Below are 21,651 nucleotides of genomic sequence, written 5' to 3'. Positions count from 1 at the left end.
GGGCGCGACAGGCACGCGATGCTGGAACAGACAACGGCGCCGCAGGGCGCCGTTGTTGTGTTCGTGTTGATCTGGGCATCCACTGCCACGTCCTACAGCTCACGCCTGCGAAGCAGTGTTGTTAGCGCGCAGCGGCGTTACGCGTGTGCAGGGGCGCTGTAGTGACGCGGAACGCGCTTGAGTCCACACAACAGCTGGTATGCACTGACATTGCACTGCGCGGCCAACTTGCTCACCTGCGGCGCGTCGCCCCACAGCTGCACGGGCGTTCCCACATCGGCTTGCGGATGCTCGGTGAGATCCACGGTGAGCATGTCCATCGACACACGGCCGATCAGCGGGCACACCTTGCCATCCAACAGCACTGGCGTGCCGTTCGGCGCGAACTGCGGGTAGCCGTCGGCGTAGCCCATCGCCACCACGCCCACGCGCGTGGGCCGTTCGGCCACGAAGCGCGCGCCATAGCCAACCGGCTCGCCGGCCGGCAGGTCGCGCACGCTGATGATGCGCGAGTGCACCGTCATCACCGGGCGCAGTTGCGCGGTGAGCTCGCTCGGCTGCGGGAACGGGTTGGCGCCGTACAGCATCAGCCCCGGGCGCGACCAATCGTTGCGCAGCGCCGGCCAGCCCAGCAGGCCGGGCGAATTGCGCAGGCTGGTTTCCGCACGCATGCCGCCGCAGGTCAGCGCGAACGCCACGGCCTGTTCGTCAGTGCGGCTGCACTCCAGCTCGTCGGCCTGTGCCAGATGCGTCATCAGCACCAGCGAGTCGATCTGCGGCAACCCGCGCAAATGCAGCCATGCGGCGCGGAAATCTTCCGGCGACAGGCCGAGCCGATGCATGCCGCTGTCCAGCTTCAACCACACCCGCAACGGGCGCGGGCTGCGGAACTCGGCCAGCGCGCGCACCTGCCAGGGCGTGGCGACCACCGTCCATAGATCGTGTTCGGCAATCAGCGCCAGCTCGTCATGCTCGAAAAAACCTTCCAGCAGCAGGATCGGCGCGCGCACGCCGGCCTGGCGCAATTCCAGCGCTTCTTCGATGCAGGCCACGGCAAAGCCGTCGGCCTCCGGTTCCAGCGCCTGCGCGCAGCGCACCGCGCCGTGCCCGTAGGCGTCGGCCTTGACCACTGCCAGTGCCTTGCCGCCACCCAGTTGCCGGGCCAGGCGGTAGTTGTGACGCAACGCGTCCAGGTCGATCAACGCTTGCGCAGGACGCACTACGCGGCCTCCCGGTGCGGGCGCGTGCTACGCGTGGACAGATAACGGAACACGTCCAGCCCTTCGGTATCGATCTCGGGCGTGCGGCCCTGCATCAGGTCGGCCAGATAGCGGCCGGAGCCGCAGGCCATGGTCCAGCCCAGCGTGCCGTGGCCGGTGTTGAGGAACAGGTTGGCGTACGGCGTGGCGCCCACCACCGGGGTGCCGTCCGGCGTGGCCGGGCGCAGGCCGGTCCAGAACTCGGCCTGGGCCAGATCGCCAGCACCGGGGAACAGGTCGTTGACCACCATTTCCAGGGTGGCGCGGCGGCGCGGATTCAACGACAGGTCGAAGCCGGCCACCTCGGCCATGCCACCGACGCGGATGCGCTCATCGAAGCGGGTCAGCGCGATCTTGTAGCTCTCGTCCAGCACCGTGGAGGTCGGCGCGCGTTGCGCGTCCACGATCGGGATGGTCAGCGAATAGCCCTTGAGCGGGTACACCGGCAGATGCAGGCCCAGCGACAGCAGCAGATCGGCCGAGTAGCTGCCCAATGCCAGCACATAGCGGTCGGCGGTGACCAGGCGGCCGTCGATCTGCACGCCGGTGATTTCGCCGCCCGCATGCTCCAGGCGCTCGATCTGCTGCCCATAGCGGAATTGCACGCCGGCCTGCGTGGCCAGGTCGGCCAGGCGCTGGGTGAACAGCCGGCAATCGCCGGTCTGGTCTTCGGGCAGGTGCAGCGCGCCGGCCATCTGCGCGCCACCGCCGGCCAGGCCGGGCTCGTACTGGGCAATCTGCGCCGGGGTCAGCAGCTCGTAGGGCACGCCGTACTGCGCCAGCACCTCGATGTCCTGCGCGGCGGCATCCAGTTGCTGCTGGGTGCGGAACAACTGGGTGGTGCCGAGTTGACGGCCTTCGAATTCGATACCGGTGCTGGCGCGCAGCGCGTTCAGGCAGTCGCGGCTGTAGTCGGACAACCGCACCATGCGCGCCTTGTTCACCGCGTAGCGTTCGGCGGTGCAGTTGCGCAGCATCTGGCTGAGCCAGGCCAGCTGGCGCAGGTCGCGGGTGGGGCGGATCGACAGTGGGGCGTGCTGTTCGAACAGCCACTTCACCGCCTTGCCCGGCACGCCCGGCGCGGCCCACGGCGAGGTGTAGCCGAAGGAGAGCTGGCCGGCGTTGGCGTAGCTGGTTTCCAGCCCGGACGCCGATTGCCGGTCCACCACGGTGACCTCGCAGCCGGACTGCGCCAGATACCAGGCGGTGGTGGTGCCGATGACGCCGCTACCGAGAATGAGCACCCGCATGTCGTTCTCCTCAAAGAGAGCATTCCCCCAGAACCAGGTGCCGAGGGAGACGTTTAGACGCAGTATATTGCGAGCCAGGCAGTGCTATTTCTGGAATCAGCACGGCTTTGCAGCGAAACTTCCTGTCAAATCCCCCTGGACACAGACCCCATGGCCACCCGCGCGCGTGAGCTGGACAAGATCGACCGCAAGATCCTGCGCATCCTGCAGCAGGAGGGCCGGATTTCCTTTACCGAACTGGGCGAACGGGTGGGCTTGTCCACCACGCCCTGCACCGAGCGCGTGCGCCGGCTGGAGCGCGACGGCGCCATCACCGGCTATTACGCGCGCTTGGATCCGCACTATCTCAAGGCCAGCCTGCTGGTGTTCGTGGAGATCAGCCTGGCCTACAAATCCGGCGACATCTTCGAAGAATTCCGCCGCGCCGCGCTCAAGCTGCCCAACGTGCTGGAGTGCCATCTGGTCTCGGGGGATTTCGATTACCTGCTCAAGGCCCGCATCAGCGAGATGGCCTCGTACCGCAAATTACTCGGCAGCACCTTGCTGACCCTGCCGCACGTGCGCGAATCCAAGAGCTACATCGTGATGGAAGAGGTGAAGGAGACGCTGGCGTTGCCGATTGAGGGGTAGGAATGGGGAGTCGGGATTGGGGAATCGGGATTCGCGGTTGGCCGTGACCGGTCTGGTTAGCGGGTTAGCGGGTTAGCGGGTTAGCGGGTTAGCGGGTTAGCGGGTTAGCGGGCGAGTTGCGCAGGTGCGCCGCGGGGTCGCAATGCTTGTCGGGAATGTTTGATGGGATGGTGTGACTAAGGGCTTCTGGCCGACTGTTGGCGAGATGGAACTGCCGGCGCAGTCGAAGCTGGCGGACGTACCGCGAACCTGCCGAGACTGCATTCCACCTGCCGAACCGCCATCGAGTTTCGCGCAGCTTTGCGCAAGCTCGTCGCTAAAAGCATTGCGAGCTGCGTGGTGCATAGCCAGATCGCTGCCGCGTGCTTCAGCACGCGGCGGCCCGCACAGCGCCCTCAGCGCACCACGCGCATGCCGTCGCCGGCTGGTACTGCGTCGTAGTAGCGGCCGGTCTTGGTGTCCAGCACGCGGTTGGGGCCGGCCGGCTGCATGCCTTGCAGCAAGCGCCCGTTGCGGTCGTAGACCATCGGCGTGCTGGCCGGCACCTGGCTGCCGGCCGGGGCCACCGGCGTCTGTGCCGGCCCGCGGGTCGGGATCGTCGGGGCGTTGGGGCGTTGGCCCAGCTGCGACGGCACCGGCGTCATCGTGGGGGTTGGCTGTACCGGGCGCGGCGGCGCGACCGTGGGCTGCACCGGCGTGGGCGTGGTGATGGGCTGCAGGGTGTTGGACGAGCGCGTGGTGGTGGCCGACTGCGCCAGTACCGTGCCGGCGGCAGCCAGCAGGCCACACAGCACCAGGCCGCGCGTTGAGGATGAGATCGTCATGTCGGGCACCACGTTGCATGAGAGATAGGCAATCAATGGGGCCGCCGGCGCGCGGCGGCAATGCACGGACCCCGCCGGGCCCTGAACGCTTCGGCGACGTCGGCGCCATGCGAAAACGCAGCGCTCCTCAACGCAGGATCTCCGGGCATCGGTACCGACGCGGGCGCTGAGTCTCTGTTGCACTCTCAACGTTTCGACCATCGCGCCGGTCGGCTTCGCGCCAGCAGTTGAACCCAGCGCGCACTGCCCACATCACAGGGGCAGGCGCCGGCACCCCGCCAGCGAGCGCATGCGAGAGCCCCATGAGCCAGTTCGACCTCACCCCGCCCTCCCCCGCCCAGCGCGATGCCCTGATTGCCGGGCTCAGCGACGAGGAGCAGCGCGTGCTGTTGCACCACGGCACCGAGGCCCCGTTCTGCGGTGTGTTCCTGGACAACAAACTCGACGGGGTCTACACCTGCCGCCTGTGCGGGCTGCCGTTGTTCCGCTCCAATGCCAAGTTCGATTCCGGCACCGGTTGGCCCAGCTTCTTTGCGCCCTACGACCCGGCGCATGTGCGCGAGATCCGCGATACCAGCTACGGCATGGTCCGCACTGAAATCGTCTGCGCGCGCTGCGACAGCCACCTGGGCCACGTGTTTCCCGACGGTCCGCCGCCCACCGGCGAGCGCCACTGCCTCAATTCGGTCTCGTTGGCGTTCACCGAAGACGGCCAGCCGCTACCCAATCCGCTGCAGCGCGCAGGCGCCGAGACCCAACCGGCCTGATGCGCGCGGCGGCGCGCCGGTCCTGACAGTCCTGCAGCGTCAACCGGCGCTGCGGCACCCTGATCCGACAGGAGGCGTCACATGCACCCGGTCTCCCCGCTACGCCTGGCCAGCCTGCTCGCCCTGGCCCTGGCCCTGACAAGCTGCAACGGCAACGATCGCCCGCCTGCCGCAGCCGACTCACCAGCGGCCGGCAGCACGCCGGCCATCACCGACGCCAGCGTGGGCGGCCCGCCGCCCCGCCCGGCGGGCGTATCCCCAACCGCGCCAACTCTCGCTCCATCGGCCACTGCGCAGTGGCGCTGCGGCGAGCAAATGGTGGGTGTGCATACGGATGCGGCGACCCAGGCCGTGCAGCTGAACGTGAACGGCCGCACCCTGCTGCTCACGCATGCCGACGCCCCGACTGGCGCCCGCTACGCGGACATCCACGGCAACGCCTTCTGGGCGCACGCGGGCGAGGCAACGCTAACGTTGGCGGGCGGCGAGGCCGTCAAATGCACGCAGGCGGACGCGAGCGGCGTGGGCTGATGCAGGGGCTAATGCGTTCAGTCGCAGCGCACATCTTCACGTCACGCGCTTCAAGAATCCGCCGCCCGGGCCGAAACAAACAGCAACCCTAGCTTGCTCCCGGCTGCGCCATGCTCATCATCATCGGCTTCATCGTCGTCATCGTCAGTGTCCTCGGCGGCTATGTGCTGTCGCACGGAAAGCTGGGCGCGTTGTGGCAACCGTACGAGCTGATGATCATCGGTGGCGCGGCGCTGGGCGCGTTCCTGGTGAGCACGCCAGGCAAGATCGTCAAGGAAACGCTGACCGGCGTCATGGGCGTGTTCAAGGGCCCGCAGTACAAGTCCGACGACTACAAGGACACCCTGAGCCTGATCTACGAGTTGTTGAACAAGGCCCGCCGCGACGGCTTCATGGCGCTGGAAGACCATGTCGAAAAGCCGCAGGACAGCACCATCTTCGGCACCTATCCCAAGGTGCTGGCCGATCACCATCTGCTGGACTTCATCACCGACTGCCTGCGCCTGATGATCGGCAGCAACATCGAGCCGCACGAGCTGGAGCCGCTGCTCGAGCTGGAACTGGAAAAGCATCACCACGAAGCCCTGGCACCGGCGCATGCGCTGAGCAAGGTGTCCGACGGCCTGCCCGGCTTCGGCATCGTGGCGGCCGTGCTCGGCATCGTGATCACCATGGGCTCGATTGGCGGGCCGATCGAAGAGATCGGCCACCACGTCGGCGCCGCACTGGTCGGCACCTTCCTTGGCATCCTGCTGGCGTATGGCTTCGTGTCGCCGTTGTCGGCGGCGATGGAAGCGCGTGCCGAGCAGGACGGGCGCATCTACGAAGCGGTCAAGACCGCGCTGCTGGCTTGCCTGCGTGGCTACAACCCGAAGATTGCGCTGGAATTCGCGCGCAAGACCCTGCCCTCCAACGTGCGCCCGAGCTTCGGTGATTTCGAAACGCACCTGAAGACGATCAAGTAGGGCCGCGGTCATGGCCGAGGGCAAATCCACCGTCATCATCCGACGGGTCAAGAAGGTCCAGGGCGGCGGCCACCATGGCGGCGCCTGGAAAGTGGCGTTCGCCGACTTCGTGACCGCGATGATGGCCTTCTTCCTGGTGCTGTGGCTGATGGCGGCCACCACCAAGGAACAGCGCGCGGCGATCTCCGAATATTTCCGCAATCCCAGCCCTCTGTCCGGCAAATCGCCGGCGCCCTCGCCCGGCATGAACGGGCCCGGCGGCGCCAGCACCTCGATGATCAAGCTCGGCGGCACCGCCGACATGGCCAAGGGGCAGAAGGACGAGATGGGCCGCAAGCGCGACAACGCCGCCGATACCGACGTGGATAGCCGCGCCAAGGACAAGAAACGCCTGGAAGCGCTGATGCAGGACCTGAAGGAAGCCATCGACAAGAGCCAGGCGCTGGAGCCGTTCAAGGACCAGCTGCTGCTGGATCTCACCCCCGATGGCCTGCGTATCCAGATCGTGGACAAGCAGAACCGCCCGATGTTCGACATCGGCCGCGACCAGCTCAAGCCCTACACCGTGGACATCCTGCGCGAGCTCTCCAACTTCATCAATCAGGTGCCCAACCACATCAGCATCACCGGCCACACCGACACCACCGCCTACAGCAGCGATGCCGGTTACACCAACTGGGAACTCAGCGCCGACCGCGCCAACGCCGCGCGCCGCGCGCTGGTGGGCGGTGGCATGGCCGATGCCAAGGTGACCCGCGTGGTGGGGCTGTCCTCGTCGGTACTGTTCGACAAGACCAACCCGCAGAACCCGATCAACCGCCGCATCAGCATCGTGGTGATGACCCAGGACGCCGAGCAGGCGGCCCTGGCCGGCAGTGACCAGGGCGTGGCATTGGGCAAACCCATTCCCGATGCCGACACCCATGTGCCGGACCTGAGCGGCGCTGCCGCCACCGGGACCGCCACGGTGGGCACCCCTGCAGCGGCCGGAAGCAGCACAACGGCCCCTGCGCCGGCCACTGGCACCGCAACGCCGGTGCCTGCACCTGCCGCGGCCGGCACCAAGCCGGCGGCGCCGCGGGTGTCGTCCAGCGCGCAGGTGGCCTCGGCGGCCGCGCTCGCCAAGGCCGCCGAAGCCGCCATCGCCGCGCCGCGGGTGGCCACCAGCGAGTCGGCACAGCCGAACTGACGCGCCAGACATCGCTGGCGGGTGGGCTTTGGCACCGCCTGGCGAGCTGATCGGGAGCGTCCCCGCGCGTACCGCAGGGCCCGTCCGAGCCGTGGCGCGCACAAGCGCCTAGAATGGACGGCCATTTCCAGCGTCGAGAACACCATGTCCCGCAATTCCAAGGCCAAGCGCGACAAGCGCAAGAAGCAGCAACCCAAGCGCCCGATCGTCCGCCTGGGCCAGGCGCCCCAGGTCACCAACCATGCCGTGCTGCAGGATGCCGACGGCCGCGTCGTCGCCGCGATCGGTTTGCAGGGCGGAAGCGAGTGGATGCTGTCGATCGGCGGCCAGACCATGGGCAGCGCCGACAACCCGGTCCCGATGCTGGCCATGCTCAAGCACCTCGCCAACCTGCAGGAGAAGGAAGGCAAGACCATCTCGCTGGAGTATTCGACCCAGCTGCAGCAGATGATCGACGACCTGGCCGCCGAAGAAGGCCAGACCGCCGAGGAATACCTGACCACGCTGGTGTCCGAGTTCGAAAACGCCGACGGCGATGACGCCGGCGAAGGCGAAGAAGGCGAAGACGACAGCGATGCAGTGGCAGCCGATGCGGATGATGCCGCTGATGCGGCCGATGCGGACGCCGATGCCACGGACGCCGACGCTGACGACAGCGCGGCCGAAACCGCGCAGGACGACGCCAAGAAAAAGAAGAGCAAGAAGGCCTGAGGCCAGCCGGTGGCCGTCTACGTCGACGATGCCGTGCACCTGTGGCGCGACCAGCGCTGGGCGCACCTGCTCGGCGATACCTTGGACGAGCTGCATGCAATGGCGGCGCGGCTGGGCATTCCCCGCCGCGCCTTCCAGAACAAACTCAGCGGCGCGCACTACGACGTGCCCGCCCCGCTACGCACCGAGGCGATCGCCCTCGGCGCCATCGCCATCTCCCGCCATACCGACCGCGCCCTGCTCAAGGCGCTGATTGCCAATGCGCGCGCGCAGGCCCGGGGGGAGGTACCTTGAGGAGGCGGGGATTGGGGAATCGGGAATCGGGAATCGTAAAAGCGGTGACTGCGGCCTGATTGGTAACCGCGCCTGATCGGTGGGTGTCGCCAGTTGCATGCCCGAGTACCAGACCGCAATGACGTCACGCTTGTGTAGGAGCGCGCTTGCGCGCGATGAGGCGTTCCCGGGAGAGCTTCATCGCGCGCGAGCGCGCTCCTACGTGGCGGTTGGTGGCGGTCTTCGTGGATGCTCGGCATGCTCCCCACATCACCCAACTAGCCACACCCAAGGCGCCGCGCCGCTGCACAGCCTGCATGACCCAGCGCCAGGCCACGCTTCCACTCGTTGCCACAGCGCGCATTCCTAAGCGCCCCACACTGCAACAGCCCCGGGGGGCCGCTCTTGCGAATCCCCACTCCCGATTCCCGAATCCCGGCCCTCAGAACGCCTCATTCCCCAGCCGCACTTCCACGTCCATCAACGAGGTCAGTGCCAGCATCGCGTCGTCGTCGCGGCTGAGCGCGATCCAGCCGGCGTAGGCGTCGCCGCCGGTGTTCCAGTTCCACAGCGAATACCCGTGCTCGCGCAGGCGGTCGAAGGCCACCGCCATCAGGTCGGGCACGCCCAGGCCGTTGGCGAAGTCTTCGTCATCCAGGTCGCCGCCCCAATCGATGCGCAGGTTCCAGCGCGAACTAAGCTCGTCGATGGCAGCGATGAACGAATCGGTGTCCTTCCAGTCGACGTAAAACCCCGAGCGCCAGTCGATGGCGTCCTTCAGCGCCCACAACCAGGCATCGTCTTCGTCGTCCTCGTCCGCCTCGGCCTGCGCTTCGCGCCAGGCGTCGAACTGGCCCAGCGCGGTCTCTTCGTCGCCGGGATTGATCAGCACCAGCAGGTTCCAGACCCGCCCAGGATGATCGTCGACGTCATCGGCCTCCTCCAGATCGGAGGGCAGGCCGTCGTCGTCTTCGTAATCGGCGCTGTTGTCGGGCATGGCGGGTGTCTCACAGAAAGATTCAGCGTGAAGTGTGCCGCCTGACGCGCGCCATGCAAACCGTTACGCCACCCGCGGCCGCCTGCAGGGGGCTGGTCATCGCCGCGCAGGCCCGTATCCTGTGCGGCCGAAGACGGTCATCCCGGTCGTCATGACGCCCTTTCCCATGAGCGATACCCCTCCCGATCATCTGGCCATCGATGCACGCAGCCCGTTTCACGATGCCGACGCCCTGAGCCGCGGTGTTGGCGTGCGCTTCAACGGCATCGAGCGCGACAACGTCGAGGAGTATTCGATCAGCGAAGGCTGGATCAAGGTCCAGGCCGGCAAGGCGCGCGATCGCCGCGGCAATCCGATGACCATGAAGGTCAAGGGCGAGGTGGTGGCCTATTACCTGGACACCAAGAGCGACGCGAAGCCTGCTGCCGAGTAAGCGCGGCTGACAACACCACGTCACGCCAGGCGACGACAGGCCAGCTGATCCGCGCACTAGGTGCAGGGCTAACCCGCCCATAGCGCGGGACACGCTGTCCGCACGTCCATGTCAGCGCTACGCGGCATCCATGCCGCGTCAGTCCCGCGACGGTGAGCGGACAAGGACCAGCTGAGAGTGTCGGTGCATGGCTTTCAACGAAGCAACCAGCAAACTCTCTGGTGCGGTGTCCTCGCCGCTTGCGGGACCGTGTGGCGGCATGGATGCCGCCACCGAGCCCCCAGGGACGGGTTCACGGCGTGTCCCGCAAGTGGCGAGGGCACCGCGCACTCGACCCACTCAGCGTTTGAACCGGACTTCCGACGCGTTTGACCTGAACTTCCGTCGGCATCCAATGGTCGGTGTGCATGGCTTTCAACGAACCAGCCAGCAGACGTTCTGGTGCGGTGCCCTCGCCGCTTGCGGGACCGTGTGGCGGCATGGATGCCGCCACCGAGCCCCCAGGGACGGGTTCACGGCGTGTCCCGCAAGCGGTGAGGGCACCGCGCCCTCGACCCACTCAGCGTTTGATCCGGACTTGCGACGCGTTTGACCCGGACTTCCGACGGCATCCACCAGAATGCGGCCGACAACACCACTGCACTCACGCCTCACGCCTTGAGCCGATACCCACTGCGGAAGATCGCCGCCACCACGCCCAGGCACACCAGCAGGAACAGGAAGGTCATGCCGGTACTCACCGCGATGTGCACGTCTGCCTTGCCGTAGAAGCTCCAGCGGAACCCGCTGATCAGGTAGACCACCGGGTTGAACAAGGTGACCTTCTGCCAGATCGGCGGCAGCATGTTGATCGAGTAGAAGCTGCCGCCCAGGAAGGTCAGCGGCGTCACCACCATCAACGGGATCACCTGCAATTTTTCGAAGCCGTCGGCCCAGATGCCGATGATGAAACCGAACAGGCTGAAGGTCAGCGCGGTGAGCACCAGAAAGCCCAGCATCCACACCGGGTGCGCGATTTCGTAAGGCACGAACAGCCGCGCAGTCAGCAGGATCAGCAAGCCCAGCATCACCGACTTGGTCGCTGCCGCGCCCACATAGCCGATCACGATCTCCCACCACGCCACCGGTGCGGACAGCACCTCGTAGATGGTGCCGGCCCAGCGCGGCATGTAGATGCCGAACGAGGCGTTGGAGATGCTTTCGTTGAGCAGCGACAGCATCACCAGGCCGGGGATGATGAAGGCGCCGTAGCTGATGCCGTCGATAGCGCCCATGCGCGACCCGATCGCCGCACCGAACACCACGAAGTACAACGAGGTCGACAACACCGGCGAGGCAATCGACTGGGTGAGCGTGCGGAACGCGCGCGCCATTTCGAAGCGGTAGATTGCGCCGATCGCATGCAGGTTCATGCGCGCACCTCCGCGTTGCGTGCGCCATGCACCAGGTTGACGAAGATCTCTTCCAGCGAACTCTCGCTGGAATGCAGGTCCTTGAAATCGATGCCCTGCTCGTTGAGCCGGCGCAGCAGCGCACCGATGCCGGTCTGCTCGGCCTGGGTGTCGAAGGTGTAGATCAGGCTGCTGCCATCGGCGGACAGCTCCAGCGGCAGGTCGGCAAGCGGTGCGGGAATCACCTGCAGCGGCGCCTGCAGGCTCAAGCTGAGCTGCTTCTTGCCGAGCTTGCGCATCAGCGTGTGCTTGTCTTCCACCAGCACCAATTCGCCGCGGTTGATGACACCGACCCGGTCGGCCATGTCTTCGGCTTCTTCGATGTAATGGGTGGTCAGGATCACCGTAGTGCCCTGCTCGCGCAGCCGCCGCACCATCTGCCACATGTCGTGGCGCAGCTCCACGTCCACGCCGGCAGTGGGCTCGTCCAGGAACAGGATGCGCGGCTCGTGCGCCAGCGCCTTGGCGATCAGCACGCGGCGCTTCATGCCACCGGACAGGGTGGAGATCTTGCTGTTGCGCTTATCCCACAACGACAGCTGGCGCAGCACCGATTCCAGGTATTGCGGGTTGGCCGGCTTGCCGAACAGGCCGCGGCTGAAGCGCACCGTGGCCCACACGGTTTCGAACGCATCGGTGGCCAGCTCCTGCGGCACCAGCCCGATGCTGGCACGCGCGGCGCGGTAGTCGCGCACGATGTCGTGGCCATCGGCCAGCACGGTGCCGGTGCTCGGATTGACCAGCCCGCAGATGATGCTGATCAAGGTGGTCTTGCCGGCGCCGTTGGGGCCGAGCAATGCAAAGATCTCACCGCGCTGGATGTCCAGATCCACACGTTTGAGCGCCTGGAATCCCCCGGCGTAGGTCTTGCTGAGTCCCTGGATGGAAACGATCGGAGTCATGGGGTTCTGCACTGGAACGATCAGCGTTACAGGGTAGGCCGTGCGCCATGAAGATGGGAGGCGTAAAGATGGGATGGTGTCTCCCGACCGTTGCCAGCGCGTGCCTGTGTGTAGCGAACGGGGCCGTGGGAGCGCGTGTCGCGAATGGCTGATGTGAGATGCACACGCGCATCTGTGCGGGAGAAGTTTCACCGGGACGGCTCCATCGCGCGCGAGCGCGCTCCTACGCCGCCGGAGCCGCACAGCCGCTTTGGCTCTTACGATTCCCCACTCCCGATTCCCAATTCCCGCGCACCGCAGGCGCGCTCACGCCCGCTTCCGCGACTCGATCAGATCCAGATTGCGCACCAGCCGGCGCGACAGGTCGTCGGAGATCTCGCGGCGGCGGGCGAGCTTGAACAGCTCGTTGCGCTCGGCCACCAGCGCGGCGTGGCGGAACTGGCGTAGCGCCTGTTCGAAGGCGCCCGCCTCTTCCGGGTCGGTTTCGGCCATGTCCACCGCGCCCAGCTTGCGCTGGTAGCGCTGGCTGACCTGGTTGGCGGCGGCGTTGTAGCGCTCGGCATGTGCGCTGTCTTCCACCAGCCGCTGGCGCAGTTTTTCCACCGCCTCCAGCGCCGCCTGCGAAGCGGCCTTCACCGCCAGGTCTTCCTTCAGCTGCTCGTCTTCTTCCTCGGGCAACTCCAGGCCACGCAGCAGGCGCGGCAACGCCACGCTGGCCACCAGCAGCGACACCAGGATCACCGAGGCGGCCAGAAAGATCGCCAGCTGCCGGGCCGGGAACGGCGAGCCGTCTTCCAGCACCAGCGGCAGCGTGAGCACGCCGGCCAGGGTGATCGCGCCGCGCACGCCGGCCAGCGACACCGCCACCACGATCCGCCACGGCGGGCTCACATGTGCCTCGCCGCGCCGCTGCGCCTTGAAGAGGTTCCAACGCAGCGACAGGAACACCCACACAAAGCGCAGTGCCATCAGGCTGGCGCTGATGGTGGCCACGTAGACCGCCAGCCACCATGGATTGAGGTGCCCGGCCTCCTGCACGCTGCGCACCGCACCGTCCAGGATGCCCGGCAGCTGCTCGCCCAGCAGCACGAAGATGATGCCGTTGAAGGTGAACTGCACCGTGTCCCACACCGCCGAGCGCTGCAGGCGCATGTTGCCCGGCGCGTTGCCGGCCATTTCCACGTAGCTCATGGTGATGCCGGCGGCCACGGCCGCCAGGATGCCGGAGGCGTGGAAGGCTTCGGCCAGCAGGTAGGCGGCAAAGGGTGTCAGCAGGTTGACCAGGATCGCCGAACCGGGTTCTTCGCCGAAGTGGCGCCAGATCCAGGCCTGGATGCGGCTCAACCCGAAGGTGGTCGCCACGCCCAGGCCCAGGCCGGCCAGTGCCACCCACAGGAAGGTCAGCGATGCGGTCGCCACCGAGAAGGTGCCGGTGAGCACCGCAGCCACCGCAAACTGGAAACACACCAGGCCGGAGGCGTCGTTGAGCAGCGACTCGCCTTCCAGGATGTGCATCAGCCGCTTGGGAATCTGCACCTTGGAGGCGATCGACGACACCGCCACCGGGTCGGTCGGCGAGATGATCGCCGCCAGCGCGAACGCCACCGCCAGCGGCATCGCCGGGATCAGCCAGTGGATCAGCAGGCCCGCCCCGACCACGGTGAACACCACCAACCCCAGCGCCAGTTCCAGGATGGCCGCCTTGTCGCGGAACAGGCCTTGTTTGGGAATGCGCCAGCCATCCAGGAAGAGCAGCGGCGGCAGGAACAGCAGGAAGAACAACTCCGGTTCCAGCTCGTGTCCGGCATCGAACACACCGGAGACCACCGCGCCGAGCGCGATCTGGACCAACGGCAAGGGCAACGAGAACGGCAGGATGCGGATCAGGTAACCGCTGGCCGCGACCGCCAGCAACATGGCGAGGACGACATCAATCGAATGCATGCAAAACCCAGAAAAAAATCGGCCGCGGCGCGGCAAGGCATGTGGCACCGCAACACGGCACCGATGATGGAACATACCGCGTTTGCGCGCGGGGGTGGAACCGCCGCAGCGCAAGGCCTGCCGGCTACACTCGGCAGCAGACGATTGCGAGGATGCGCCGATGCAGTTTCTGTTGCTGGTCTATCTGGATGCCACCTTGCTGGATACGCTGCCGGATGGAGAGGCCGACAGCATGATGCGGCACTGCTTCGCCAACGCCGATGCCATGCACCAGCAAGGCCAGCTGCTGCAGGCGCAACAACTGGAGCCGGCGACCACCGCGCGCAGCGTGCGTGTGCGCGGCGGCGCGGTCCGCGTAAGCGATGGGCCGTTTGCCGAAACCAAGGAAGTGCTGGGTGGCTTCAACCTGATCGAGGCCGCCGACATGGACGAGGCGCTGCGCATCGCAGCCGCTTTCCCCTGGGCGGCCACCGGCTGTATCGAAGTGCGCCCGGTCCGCGACATGCATGCGGTGCGGCGACAGGTGGGCGCACCGGCCGGCGATCTCAGCGTGCAGCGGCATAACGTTTCTGTCACGAGTCCGAACGCAAGCGGAAATGTCGACGCGGCGTGATGCATCCGCCCCGGAGTGGCCGGCGTATTGAAGCGTACGGTTGCCATCCAGGCGATCGTCCACTCAAAGGATCGCTGTCCATGAAGACGTCTCTCCAGTCGCTTGCCATTGCCACCGCCATTGCCCTGTCCAGCGCCGTTGCGCCGGTCTACGCCGCCTCCAACCCCATGGTGGGTGGCGCACCGATGCTGGTCACCAAGGACATCGTCGACAACGCCGTCAATTCCAAGGACCACACCACCCTGGTCGCCGCAGTGAAGGCGGCCGGCCTGGTCGACACGCTCAAGGGCCCGGGCCCGTTCACTGTGTTCGCGCCCACCAATGCCGCGTTTGCCGCACTGCCGGCCGGCACCGTGGACACGCTGCTCAAGCCCGAATCCAAGCCCACGCTGACCAAGGTGCTGACCTACCACGTGGTGGCCGGCAAGGTGGACGCCGCCTCGCTGATCGCCAAGATCAAGGCCGGCGGCGGTAGCGCCACGCTCACCACCGTGCAGGGCGAACCGCTCACTGCAAAGCTCAACGGCAAGAAGGTCACTCTGACCGATGCCAAGGGCAACACCGCCACCGTCACAACGGCCGACGTCATGCAGAGCAATGGCGTGATCCACGTGATCGACAAGGTGCTGATGCCGTAATCGGCATGCCTGTGCGGCTGATCACCGCTGCTTGCCTGCGGTGATCGAACACGCGCACAGGCGGTTTTTTCAGAGCGCGTTGCACTGCTTCATGTAGGAGCGCCCCGGCACGCGTGACGCGTCACTGGGATGCCTGATTGCGTGCTGGGGCGCTCCTACGCCTGTGCGGGCCTGTGACATGCGGCACCGTTGTGACGATCCAGTCGCTCCAGGTGCGGCTCTCGCGGGCTGCGACATCACCGCGAAGCGGCGGTGACGGAACGGCCGGTATTCACGCCGTTCCCTTGGTGTCGTTCGAACTGCGACACCGTGCGCGTGCGTTTGCACGCGCATTTTTTTGCACCGACACCGGCAATTACGCTGGCGGTGCCTGCAACAGCTGGCCCAGATCCGCGACAAATCCGCGGTAGCCGGCGTCGCGCGCCGACGGCGTGCCCTGACGCAAAACCCAGGATGGATGCACCGTGGCCAGCACCGGCGTGCCATCGTCCAGGCGCTGCCATTGCCCGCGCTCCTGCATCAAGCGAAAGCCCGGCCCCAATATCGCCTGCGCCGCCGTCGCGCCCAGGCACACAATCTGTGCGGGCCGCAGCTGCGCACGCTCGGCCTGTAACCAGCCATTGCACGCCTGCACATGGCTGCGTTCGGGATTGCGATGCAAGCGGCGCTTGCCGCGTTGCTCGAAACGGAAATGCTTCACCGCATTGGTGACATAGAAACGCTGCCGATCGATCCCCAGCTCACCGAGCGCCTGATTGAACAAGCGCCCGGCCGGGCCCACAAACGGCCGCCCGCTCAGATCTTCTTCGTCGCCCGGCTGCTCGCCGATCACCATCACCGCCGCGTCGTCCGGTCCTTCGCCGAACACCGTCTGCGTTGCCGGCTGCCATAGGTCGCAGCGCCGGCAATCGCGCGCGGCCACGCGCAGCTGCGCAAGACTCTGCGCAGCCACGGCTGGTAGCGCCGCAGGCGCTGCGGGTACCCGTCGCCGCACCGGCTCGGGCGCGCGTTCGGCCATCTCGCGCACACGCACGCCGGCCTCGCGGATCAGCTCCGGCAGCAGCGTGGCCTCGGGCAGGTTCTTCCAGTATTTCTGCGGCATTTCCTGCCGCATCATGGTGGGATTGAGCCGCGCCGGATTGAAGATGTGTGCGTAATAGGTCCGCCACAGCGTTTCCTGCGCATCGTCGGCGGGCACCTGGTTGCGCGCCGCGCCCTCGCCAAACGTCAACGCTTCGCCATCCCAGCGCACGCTGCGGTACGGCGTCAGAATCGCCCAACGCATGCCGGCAAACCGCCGCGCAAAGAACGGCGCCACCCGGTCCAGGATCCAGTGTTCGGGCTCGAACCAGGCCACGAATTCTTCTTCCTCACCCGGCAAGCGCCGGAAGCGCACAAAGGCCTTCATCTTGTGCGAATCGCGCTGCACGGCCTTCTGCCACTGCATCACCCGATGCACATCCACATCAGTGGCCCGCTCCAGCAACGCCCGCTCACCAGAGGCAATCCGCCATAACAACCGGTACAGCACCGCATGCCGCTGCACATCGCGATGGCACAACACCGCCGACGCCAGCTGCAGAAACTCCGCAGACACCCGCGGCCCCGCCACCACCGCCGGCAAATCCAGCACCCCCTGCCCCATCAACAACCCACCCTGCGTGCCCCCATTCCAGTCCACCGCATCCGGCCCCACCTGCGCACACCACCCCGCCCGCGCCAACGCACGCCATGCCTCAAGACTCCAACCTGGCTCAACTTCAGCGCTAAACATCGCTTGCACCTGACCTCAAGATTTCCGATTTCGCCATCGCTCTACTGGCGGCACTCTCGTTGCGTTGTTGCGATTTTTCCGCGGGCTTTTGCGGCTATTGCTGCTACTGATACGGCTGGTTTCTGGTTGCTGGTTGCTTGTCGCTTGTCGCTTGTCGCTTGTCGCCGTTGATTTTGCTGCACCAAGTCGCCTTGGAGCGAGCCGAGCACCGCAGCCATACGTGGCCGAAGAGGCGCCCTGTTTGAGCGCAGCGAGTTTGGGCGCCGTGCCGCGTATGGCGAGGAGCGCAGGGCACCGGTGCGGCTGTATCGCGCCGGATCGCGTCAGGCGAAATGGTTGTGGTTACTTTTGCCGAAACAAAAGTGACTCGCGCGGACAGGCGCGAAAGCTCTGCACTTGATAAGAGCAGCTATCAAAACTACTGCGCAACCGTACCCTCATCCGCCCTTCGGGCACCTTCTCCCGACGGGAGAAGGCACAGGAGTCAATCGAACAAACTTGCCTGTCGCGGCGCAGGCGCCAACTGCGCCCGCAACCGCGCTGGATCATCCAACCGCTGCCGCGGATGATGATCCAGCACACTCACAAACGGCAGCAGCTTCTTCATCGGCACCCGCAACCGCGCCAGATCGCCCACCCGCAACCGCGCGTGCCGCCGCGACAACAACAACCGCTCCACGTTGCGGGTGCCCAGGCCCGGCACCCGCAACAGCATCTCGCGTGGCGCCTGATTCAGATCCACAGGAAACCGCTCCGGATTGCGCAGCGCCCAGGCCAGCTTCGGGTCCACGTCCAGATCCAGCATGCCGCTGGACTGCGACGGCGCGATTTCTTCCACGCTGAATTCGTAGAAACGCAGCAACCAATCGGCCTGATACAGCCGATGCTCGCGTTGCAGCGGCGGCGCCTGCAGCGGCAGCTTGGAGGAGGCATCCGGGATCGGGCTGAAGGCCGAGTAATACACCCGGCGCATCCGGTAATTGCCGTAAAGATTGTGGCTGGTGTCCAGGATGCTGCGGTCATTGGCACCGTCGGCACCCACGATCATCTGCGTGCTCTGCCCGGCCGGCGCAAACCTGGGCGGCTTGGCGCGGCGCACTTTCTCGGCCTTGCGCTCCAGCTGGTTTTCTTCGATGCGCCAGCGCAGCTCGCCCATCGCCGCGCGGATGCCGCCCACGCTCTTTTCCGGCGCCAGCTGGGTCAGCCCCTGCTCGGTCGGCAATTCGATGTTGATGCTCAGACGATCGGCGTAGCGGCCGGCGGCAGCCAGCAATTCCGGCGACGCATCGGGGATGGTCTTGAGGTGGATGTAGCCAGCGAAGTGATGCTCCTCGCGCAACTGCCGCGCCACTTCCACCAACTGCTCCATGGTGTAGTCGGAATTGCGGATGATGCCACTGGACAGGAACAAACCTTCGATGTAATTGCGCTTGTAGAAATCCAGCGTGAGCGTCACCACTTCTTCGGGCGTGAAGCGCGCGCGGCGCACGTTGCTGGACACCCGGTTGACGCAGTACGCGCAATCAAACACGCAGAAGTTGGTGAGCAGGATCTTCAGCAGCGACACGCAGCGGCCGTCGGGCGTGTACGAGTGGCAGATGCCCATGCCCTCGGTACTGCCGATGCCCCCGGTGCCGAGCGAATTGCGCTTGTTGGCGCCACTGGAGGCGCAGGACGCGTCGTACTTGGCGGCGTCGGCGAGGACAGCGAGCTTGTCGAGGAGTTTCACCCAGACAGCATGCCGGTTTGCGTCTCACTCCGTGAGACTGGCGCCCTGAGCCGGTGAACCCTTCAGGGCTGGCGCGCCATGCATCGCGCCGCGCCTGCTCACCTCACGCAGCACCACCGGGAAGCGGCCCTGCGTGAAGCCCGCCGCTCACGCATCGCGGCGCGGCACTTGGTAACGATGGCCAGGCGGCAGCCATCCAACCACTGAGTCGATCTCACGCACAGCAACCCCGTACGCCCGATTATGCCGCCACCGGTTGGTCCACCGCCGGCGCACCATCGAAGCGGTAGATATCCATGCCGATCAGGCCCTGATCGATGCCGGCGTCGATCCGCTGCGCACCGAGCCGGTCGCCACCGGCCGCGCCCATGGCCACGTACAACGGCAACAGATGCTCATCGGTGGGATGCGCACGCGCGGCGTGCGGTGCCTGGCGCCGATAATCGAGCAATGCGGGCACGTCGTCGTCGGCCAGCCTGCGCTCGGTCCAATCGATGAACGGGCGCACATACGGCGCCTCGCGCTCGGCGCTATAGCCCTGATGCAGGTCGTGCAGGTTGTGGGTGATGCTGCCCGAGCCGATCACCAGCACGCCTTCCGCACGCAGCGGCGCCAGCGCGCGGCCCACCGCAAACTGGTGAGCCGGGCCCAGTTCCGGCTGGATCGACAGCGGCACCACCGGGATGTCTGCCTGCGGGTAGAGCATGCGCAGCGGCACCCAGATGCCATGGTCGAGGCCGCGCTGCGGGTCCTGCTGCGGATGCAGGCCAGCCAGTTCCAGCAGGCGCGTCACCTGCTGCGCCAGCGCCGGGGCGCCCGGGGCCGGATACTCGATCTCGTACAACGGCGGCGGGAAACCGCCGAAATCGTGAATGGTGACGGGCTTGGAGGCAGCACCCACCAGCGGCCGCCGTGCCAACCAGTGCGCGCTGGCCACCACGATCGCGCGTGGGCGCGGCAGGCCCTGCGCCAGCGCGGCCAGTTGCGTCCCCAGCTCGCCCGGCCGCAGCGCGGTCATGGGCGAGCCATGCGAGATGTACAGCGAGGGCAGGACGGACATGGGCGAACTCCGGGGCGGCGCCGGTATGGCAGCCAAGGTGCACAGGGTATGCCGTGCAAAAATCGGATAAACCGCGCCAATTCGGATAATTTATTGCGACTACGGCAACAATCTACCGCCAATGGATACCCTGGATGCAATGCGCGTGTTCGTGGCGGTGGCTGAGCGCAGCGGTTTCAGCGCCGCCGCTGATGCACTGGACCGCTCCACCGCCAACATCACCCGGCAGGTGGCCGCGCTGGAACAACGGCTGGGCACCCGCCTGCTCAACCGCACCACCCGGCGGGTCAGCCTGACCAGCGCCGGCACCGCCTATTACCAGCGCTGCCTGCAACTGCTGGCCGACCTGGACGACCTGGAAGCCACGGTGGGTGCGCAGGCGCTGGCGCCGTCCGGGCTGCTGCGGGTCAATGCACCGGTGAGTTTCGGGATCGTGCAGTTGGCCGCCTTGTTGCCCGGCTTCCGCGCGCGTTTCCCGCAGGTGGAACTGGACCTGTCGCTGTCCGACCGCCTGGTGGACATGGTCGAAGAAGGCTTCGATGTCGCGCTGCGCATCACCCGCCAGCCCGCGCCCACCCTGATTGCCCGGCAACTGGGCACGGTGCGGCTGGTGCCCTGCGCGGCCCCGGCCTATCTGGCGCGCGCGGGCACCCCGCAGCATCCGGCCGACCTGGCCGGCCACGAATGCCTGCTGTATCACTACGCGCCCACCGGCGACGATGTGCGCTTTCACGGGCCCGACGGCGATATCGACGTGCGCCTGCGCGGCGGCCTGCGCGCCAACAACGGCCACGTGCTGAGCGCGGCGGCAGTGGCCGGCCAGGGCGTGGTGATTCAGCCGGATTTCCTCGCCGACGAGCACATCGCTGCCGGCCGCCTGGTGCGCATCCTGCCCGACTACCATCTGGCCGACATCGGCATCTATGCGGTGTACACCAGCCGCAGCCACCTGGCGCCGAAGGTACGCAGCTTCATCGATTACCTGGTGGAACACATCGGCGCGCCGGCCCCGGGCCTGGCGGCCTCGGCAACAGTTCGTCCCGCCCGCGGTCATTAATCTGCACGCTGGCGCGTGCTTCCATGGGCGCTTCCCTCAACCCAGGAGTGCACATGACCAAGATCGCCATCGTCTATTTCAGTGGCTACGGCCATACCGTCAAGCAGGCCGAGGCTGTGCACGCCGGTGCCGCCAGCGTTGGCGAGGCCACGCTGTACCGCATCGACCAGGACGGCAACCTGCCCGACGAGGCCTGGGAAGCGATCGGCGCTGCCGATGCCATCATCTACGGCAGCCCCACCTACATGGGCGGGCCGGCCTGGCAGTTCAAGAAGTTCGCCGATGTCAGTTCCAAGCCGTGGTTCACGCAGGCGTGGAAGGACAAGGTCGCCGCCGGCTTCACCAACTCGGCCTCGGTCAACGGCGACAAGTACGCCACCATCCAGTACTTCTGGACCCTGTCGCAGCAGCATGGCCAGGTCTGGGTCGGCACCGGCCTGCCGCCGTCCAACACCAAGGCGCATGGCCCGCAGGACATCAACTGGACCGCCGGCTGGGGTGGCGCATTGGCCATCTCGCCCTCGGACGCATCGCCGGAGGAAGCACCGCGCAGCGGCGATCTGGAAACCGCCAGGTTGCTCGGCAAGCGCGTGGCTGAAATCGCCGCCAAGCTCAAGGGCTGATCCAGTGCAGGGCCAGGCATGTGCTGTGTGC

Annotated in this window: 22 protein-coding genes; 12 read left to right on the top strand and 10 right to left on the bottom strand. The window is 66.5% G+C overall.

Annotation, left to right across the window (positions count from 1 at the left end):
- Positions 1–137 precede the first annotated feature (137 nt).
- Together alr and ACCQ01_RS03190 are read right to left on the bottom strand one after the other, a co-directional pair.
- Positions 138–1,220, bottom strand: a complete 1,083-nt coding sequence (alr, locus tag ACCQ01_RS03195; RefSeq protein ID WP_228431435.1) for an alanine racemase — start codon at positions 1,218–1,220, stop codon at positions 138–140.
- Entirely contained in the window at positions 1,220–2,509 is a 1,290-nt protein-coding gene (locus ACCQ01_RS03190; protein WP_228431434.1) for a D-amino acid dehydrogenase, read from the bottom strand. Before ACCQ01_RS03190 ends, alr begins: the two co-directional genes overlap by 1 nt.
- 150 nt (positions 2,510–2,659) lie before the next feature.
- Between ACCQ01_RS03190 and ACCQ01_RS03185 the strand changes: the two genes are divergently transcribed.
- Positions 2,660–3,139, top strand: coding sequence for an Lrp/AsnC ligand binding domain-containing protein (locus tag ACCQ01_RS03185; protein ID WP_005992148.1), 480 nt, complete (start codon positions 2,660–2,662; stop codon positions 3,137–3,139).
- A 395-nt stretch (positions 3,140–3,534) separates the two neighbouring features.
- Here ACCQ01_RS03185 and ACCQ01_RS03180 read toward each other — a convergent pair whose 3' ends face one another.
- Positions 3,535–3,963, bottom strand: a complete 429-nt coding sequence (locus ACCQ01_RS03180) for a superantigen-like protein SSL4 (protein ID WP_075286610.1) — start codon at positions 3,961–3,963, stop codon at positions 3,535–3,537.
- A 302-nt stretch (positions 3,964–4,265) separates the two neighbouring features.
- Here ACCQ01_RS03180 and msrB point away from each other — a divergent pair, with 302 nt between their 5' ends.
- From msrB to ACCQ01_RS03150, 6 genes are all read left to right on the top strand, one after another.
- Entirely contained in the window at positions 4,266–4,730 is a 465-nt protein-coding gene (msrB, locus tag ACCQ01_RS03175) for a peptide-methionine (R)-S-oxide reductase MsrB (RefSeq protein ID WP_012439339.1), read from the top strand.
- An 81-nt stretch (positions 4,731–4,811) separates the two neighbouring features.
- Entirely contained in the window at positions 4,812–5,261 is a 450-nt protein-coding gene (locus ACCQ01_RS03170; protein ID WP_228431433.1) for an MliC family protein, read from the top strand.
- 110 nt (positions 5,262–5,371) lie between these two features.
- Positions 5,372–6,226, top strand: coding sequence for a flagellar motor stator protein MotA (gene motA, locus ACCQ01_RS03165; protein ID WP_011038736.1), 855 nt, complete (start codon positions 5,372–5,374; stop codon positions 6,224–6,226).
- A gap of 10 nt (positions 6,227–6,236) precedes the next feature.
- A complete protein-coding gene (gene motB / locus ACCQ01_RS03160) occupies positions 6,237–7,415 on the top strand; it encodes a flagellar motor protein MotB (RefSeq protein ID WP_228431432.1) in 1,179 nt (392 codons plus the stop codon).
- Between the two features lie 144 nt (positions 7,416–7,559).
- On the top strand, positions 7,560–8,126 hold the full coding sequence (locus ACCQ01_RS03155) for a hypothetical protein (RefSeq protein WP_267131979.1): 567 nt from the start codon (positions 7,560–7,562) through the stop codon (positions 8,124–8,126).
- A 9-nt stretch (positions 8,127–8,135) separates the two neighbouring features.
- Positions 8,136–8,420, top strand: a complete 285-nt coding sequence (locus ACCQ01_RS03150) for a DUF4031 domain-containing protein (RefSeq protein ID WP_014506481.1) — start codon at positions 8,136–8,138, stop codon at positions 8,418–8,420.
- 421 nt (positions 8,421–8,841) lie between these two features.
- Here the strand turns inward: ACCQ01_RS03150 and ACCQ01_RS03145 are convergent, their stop codons facing one another.
- Positions 8,842–9,396, bottom strand: a complete 555-nt coding sequence (locus ACCQ01_RS03145) for a DUF6630 family protein (protein WP_011038740.1) — start codon at positions 9,394–9,396, stop codon at positions 8,842–8,844.
- Positions 9,397–9,562: 166 nt separating this feature from the next.
- Between ACCQ01_RS03145 and ACCQ01_RS03140 the strand changes: the two genes are divergently transcribed.
- Complete coding sequence (locus ACCQ01_RS03140; protein ID WP_011038741.1) at positions 9,563–9,829, top strand: DUF3297 family protein; 267 nt, start codon at positions 9,563–9,565, stop codon at positions 9,827–9,829.
- A 650-nt stretch (positions 9,830–10,479) separates the two neighbouring features.
- Here ACCQ01_RS03140 and ACCQ01_RS03135 read toward each other — a convergent pair.
- The 3 genes from ACCQ01_RS03135 to ACCQ01_RS03125 form a co-directional block, all read right to left on the bottom strand.
- Complete coding sequence (locus ACCQ01_RS03135; protein ID WP_011038742.1) at positions 10,480–11,241, bottom strand: ABC transporter permease; 762 nt, start codon at positions 11,239–11,241, stop codon at positions 10,480–10,482.
- Entirely contained in the window at positions 11,238–12,182 is a 945-nt protein-coding gene (locus tag ACCQ01_RS03130) for an ABC transporter ATP-binding protein (protein ID WP_012439346.1), read from the bottom strand. Before ACCQ01_RS03130 ends, ACCQ01_RS03135 begins: the two co-directional genes overlap by 4 nt.
- Before the next feature lie 306 nt (positions 12,183–12,488).
- The gene (locus ACCQ01_RS03125; RefSeq protein ID WP_011038744.1) at positions 12,489–14,126 is read right to left on the bottom strand and encodes a Na+/H+ antiporter; all 1,638 of its coding nucleotides are present in this window, start codon (positions 14,124–14,126) and stop codon (positions 12,489–12,491) included.
- A gap of 160 nt (positions 14,127–14,286) precedes the next feature.
- On the opposite strand from ACCQ01_RS03125, the gene ACCQ01_RS03120 reads away from it, so the two are divergent.
- Together ACCQ01_RS03120 and ACCQ01_RS03115 are read left to right on the top strand one after the other, a co-directional pair.
- Complete coding sequence (locus ACCQ01_RS03120; RefSeq protein WP_228433903.1) at positions 14,287–14,739, top strand: YciI family protein; 453 nt, start codon at positions 14,287–14,289, stop codon at positions 14,737–14,739.
- Between the two features lie 80 nt (positions 14,740–14,819).
- Positions 14,820–15,377, top strand: a complete 558-nt coding sequence (locus ACCQ01_RS03115) for a fasciclin domain-containing protein (protein WP_012439348.1) — start codon at positions 14,820–14,822, stop codon at positions 15,375–15,377.
- Positions 15,378–15,732: 355 nt separating this feature from the next.
- Here ACCQ01_RS03115 and ACCQ01_RS03110 read toward each other — a convergent pair whose 3' ends face one another.
- The 3 genes from ACCQ01_RS03110 to ACCQ01_RS03100 form a co-directional block, all read right to left on the bottom strand.
- Entirely contained in the window at positions 15,733–17,151 is a 1,419-nt protein-coding gene (locus ACCQ01_RS03110; protein ID WP_228433901.1) for a UdgX family uracil-DNA binding protein, read from the bottom strand.
- Positions 17,152–17,635: 484 nt separating this feature from the next.
- The gene (locus tag ACCQ01_RS03105) at positions 17,636–18,880 is read right to left on the bottom strand and encodes a putative DNA modification/repair radical SAM protein (RefSeq protein ID WP_011038748.1); all 1,245 of its coding nucleotides are present in this window, start codon (positions 18,878–18,880) and stop codon (positions 17,636–17,638) included.
- Positions 18,881–19,121: 241 nt separating this feature from the next.
- Positions 19,122–19,940: a DODA-type extradiol aromatic ring-opening family dioxygenase gene (locus tag ACCQ01_RS03100; protein ID WP_012439351.1), complete on the bottom strand. Its 819-nt coding sequence runs from the start codon at positions 19,938–19,940 to the stop codon at positions 19,122–19,124.
- Positions 19,941–20,061: 121 nt separating this feature from the next.
- Between ACCQ01_RS03100 and ACCQ01_RS03095 the strand changes: the two genes are divergently transcribed.
- Positions 20,062–20,997 carry a LysR family transcriptional regulator gene (locus tag ACCQ01_RS03095; protein WP_042594551.1) on the top strand — a complete coding sequence of 312 codons (936 nt, stop codon included), beginning with the start codon at positions 20,062–20,064 and terminating at the stop codon, positions 20,995–20,997.
- Between the two features lie 53 nt (positions 20,998–21,050).
- Complete coding sequence (locus tag ACCQ01_RS03090) at positions 21,051–21,620, top strand: flavodoxin family protein (protein ID WP_011270027.1); 570 nt, start codon at positions 21,051–21,053, stop codon at positions 21,618–21,620.
- The last annotated feature ends 31 nt before the right edge of the window (positions 21,621–21,651 follow it).

Origin of the sequence: Xanthomonas sp. NCPPB 4037, assembly GCF_041475695.2 — a bacterium.
GTDB lineage: Bacteria > Pseudomonadota > Gammaproteobacteria > Xanthomonadales > Xanthomonadaceae > Xanthomonas > Xanthomonas campestris.
This window is presented reverse-complemented; position numbering and strand designations above follow the sequence as displayed.

Excerpts from the sequence above, each read along its gene's own strand:
- ACCQ01_RS03190 (WP_228431434.1), bottom strand. The coding sequence starts at position 2,509 with ATGCGGGTGCTCATTCTCGGTAGCGGCGTCATCGGCACCACCACCGCC.
- ACCQ01_RS03185 (WP_005992148.1), top strand. The coding sequence starts at position 2,660 with ATGGCCACCCGCGCGCGTGAGCTGGACAAGATCGACCGCAAGATCCTG.
- ACCQ01_RS03180 (WP_075286610.1), bottom strand. The coding sequence starts at position 3,963 with ATGACGATCTCATCCTCAACGCGCGGCCTGGTGCTGTGTGGCCTGCTG.
- msrB (WP_012439339.1), top strand. The coding sequence starts at position 4,266 with ATGAGCCAGTTCGACCTCACCCCGCCCTCCCCCGCCCAGCGCGATGCC.
- ACCQ01_RS03170 (WP_228431433.1), top strand. The coding sequence starts at position 4,812 with ATGCACCCGGTCTCCCCGCTACGCCTGGCCAGCCTGCTCGCCCTGGCC.
- motA (WP_011038736.1), top strand. The coding sequence starts at position 5,372 with ATGCTCATCATCATCGGCTTCATCGTCGTCATCGTCAGTGTCCTCGGC.
- motB (WP_228431432.1), top strand. The coding sequence starts at position 6,237 with ATGGCCGAGGGCAAATCCACCGTCATCATCCGACGGGTCAAGAAGGTC.
- ACCQ01_RS03155 (WP_267131979.1), top strand. The coding sequence starts at position 7,560 with ATGTCCCGCAATTCCAAGGCCAAGCGCGACAAGCGCAAGAAGCAGCAA.
- ACCQ01_RS03145 (WP_011038740.1), bottom strand. The coding sequence starts at position 9,396 with ATGCCCGACAACAGCGCCGATTACGAAGACGACGACGGCCTGCCCTCC.
- ACCQ01_RS03140 (WP_011038741.1), top strand. The coding sequence starts at position 9,563 with ATGAGCGATACCCCTCCCGATCATCTGGCCATCGATGCACGCAGCCCG.
- ACCQ01_RS03135 (WP_011038742.1), bottom strand. The coding sequence starts at position 11,241 with ATGAACCTGCATGCGATCGGCGCAATCTACCGCTTCGAAATGGCGCGC.
- ACCQ01_RS03130 (WP_012439346.1), bottom strand. The coding sequence starts at position 12,182 with ATGACTCCGATCGTTTCCATCCAGGGACTCAGCAAGACCTACGCCGGG.
- ACCQ01_RS03125 (WP_011038744.1), bottom strand. The coding sequence starts at position 14,126 with ATGCATTCGATTGATGTCGTCCTCGCCATGTTGCTGGCGGTCGCGGCC.
- ACCQ01_RS03120 (WP_228433903.1), top strand. The coding sequence starts at position 14,287 with ATGCAGTTTCTGTTGCTGGTCTATCTGGATGCCACCTTGCTGGATACG.
- ACCQ01_RS03115 (WP_012439348.1), top strand. The coding sequence starts at position 14,820 with ATGAAGACGTCTCTCCAGTCGCTTGCCATTGCCACCGCCATTGCCCTG.
- ACCQ01_RS03110 (WP_228433901.1), bottom strand. The coding sequence starts at position 17,151 with ATGTTTAGCGCTGAAGTTGAGCCAGGTTGGAGTCTTGAGGCATGGCGT.
- ACCQ01_RS03100 (WP_012439351.1), bottom strand. The coding sequence starts at position 19,940 with ATGTCCGTCCTGCCCTCGCTGTACATCTCGCATGGCTCGCCCATGACC.
- ACCQ01_RS03095 (WP_042594551.1), top strand. The coding sequence starts at position 20,062 with ATGGATACCCTGGATGCAATGCGCGTGTTCGTGGCGGTGGCTGAGCGC.
- ACCQ01_RS03090 (WP_011270027.1), top strand. The coding sequence starts at position 21,051 with ATGACCAAGATCGCCATCGTCTATTTCAGTGGCTACGGCCATACCGTC.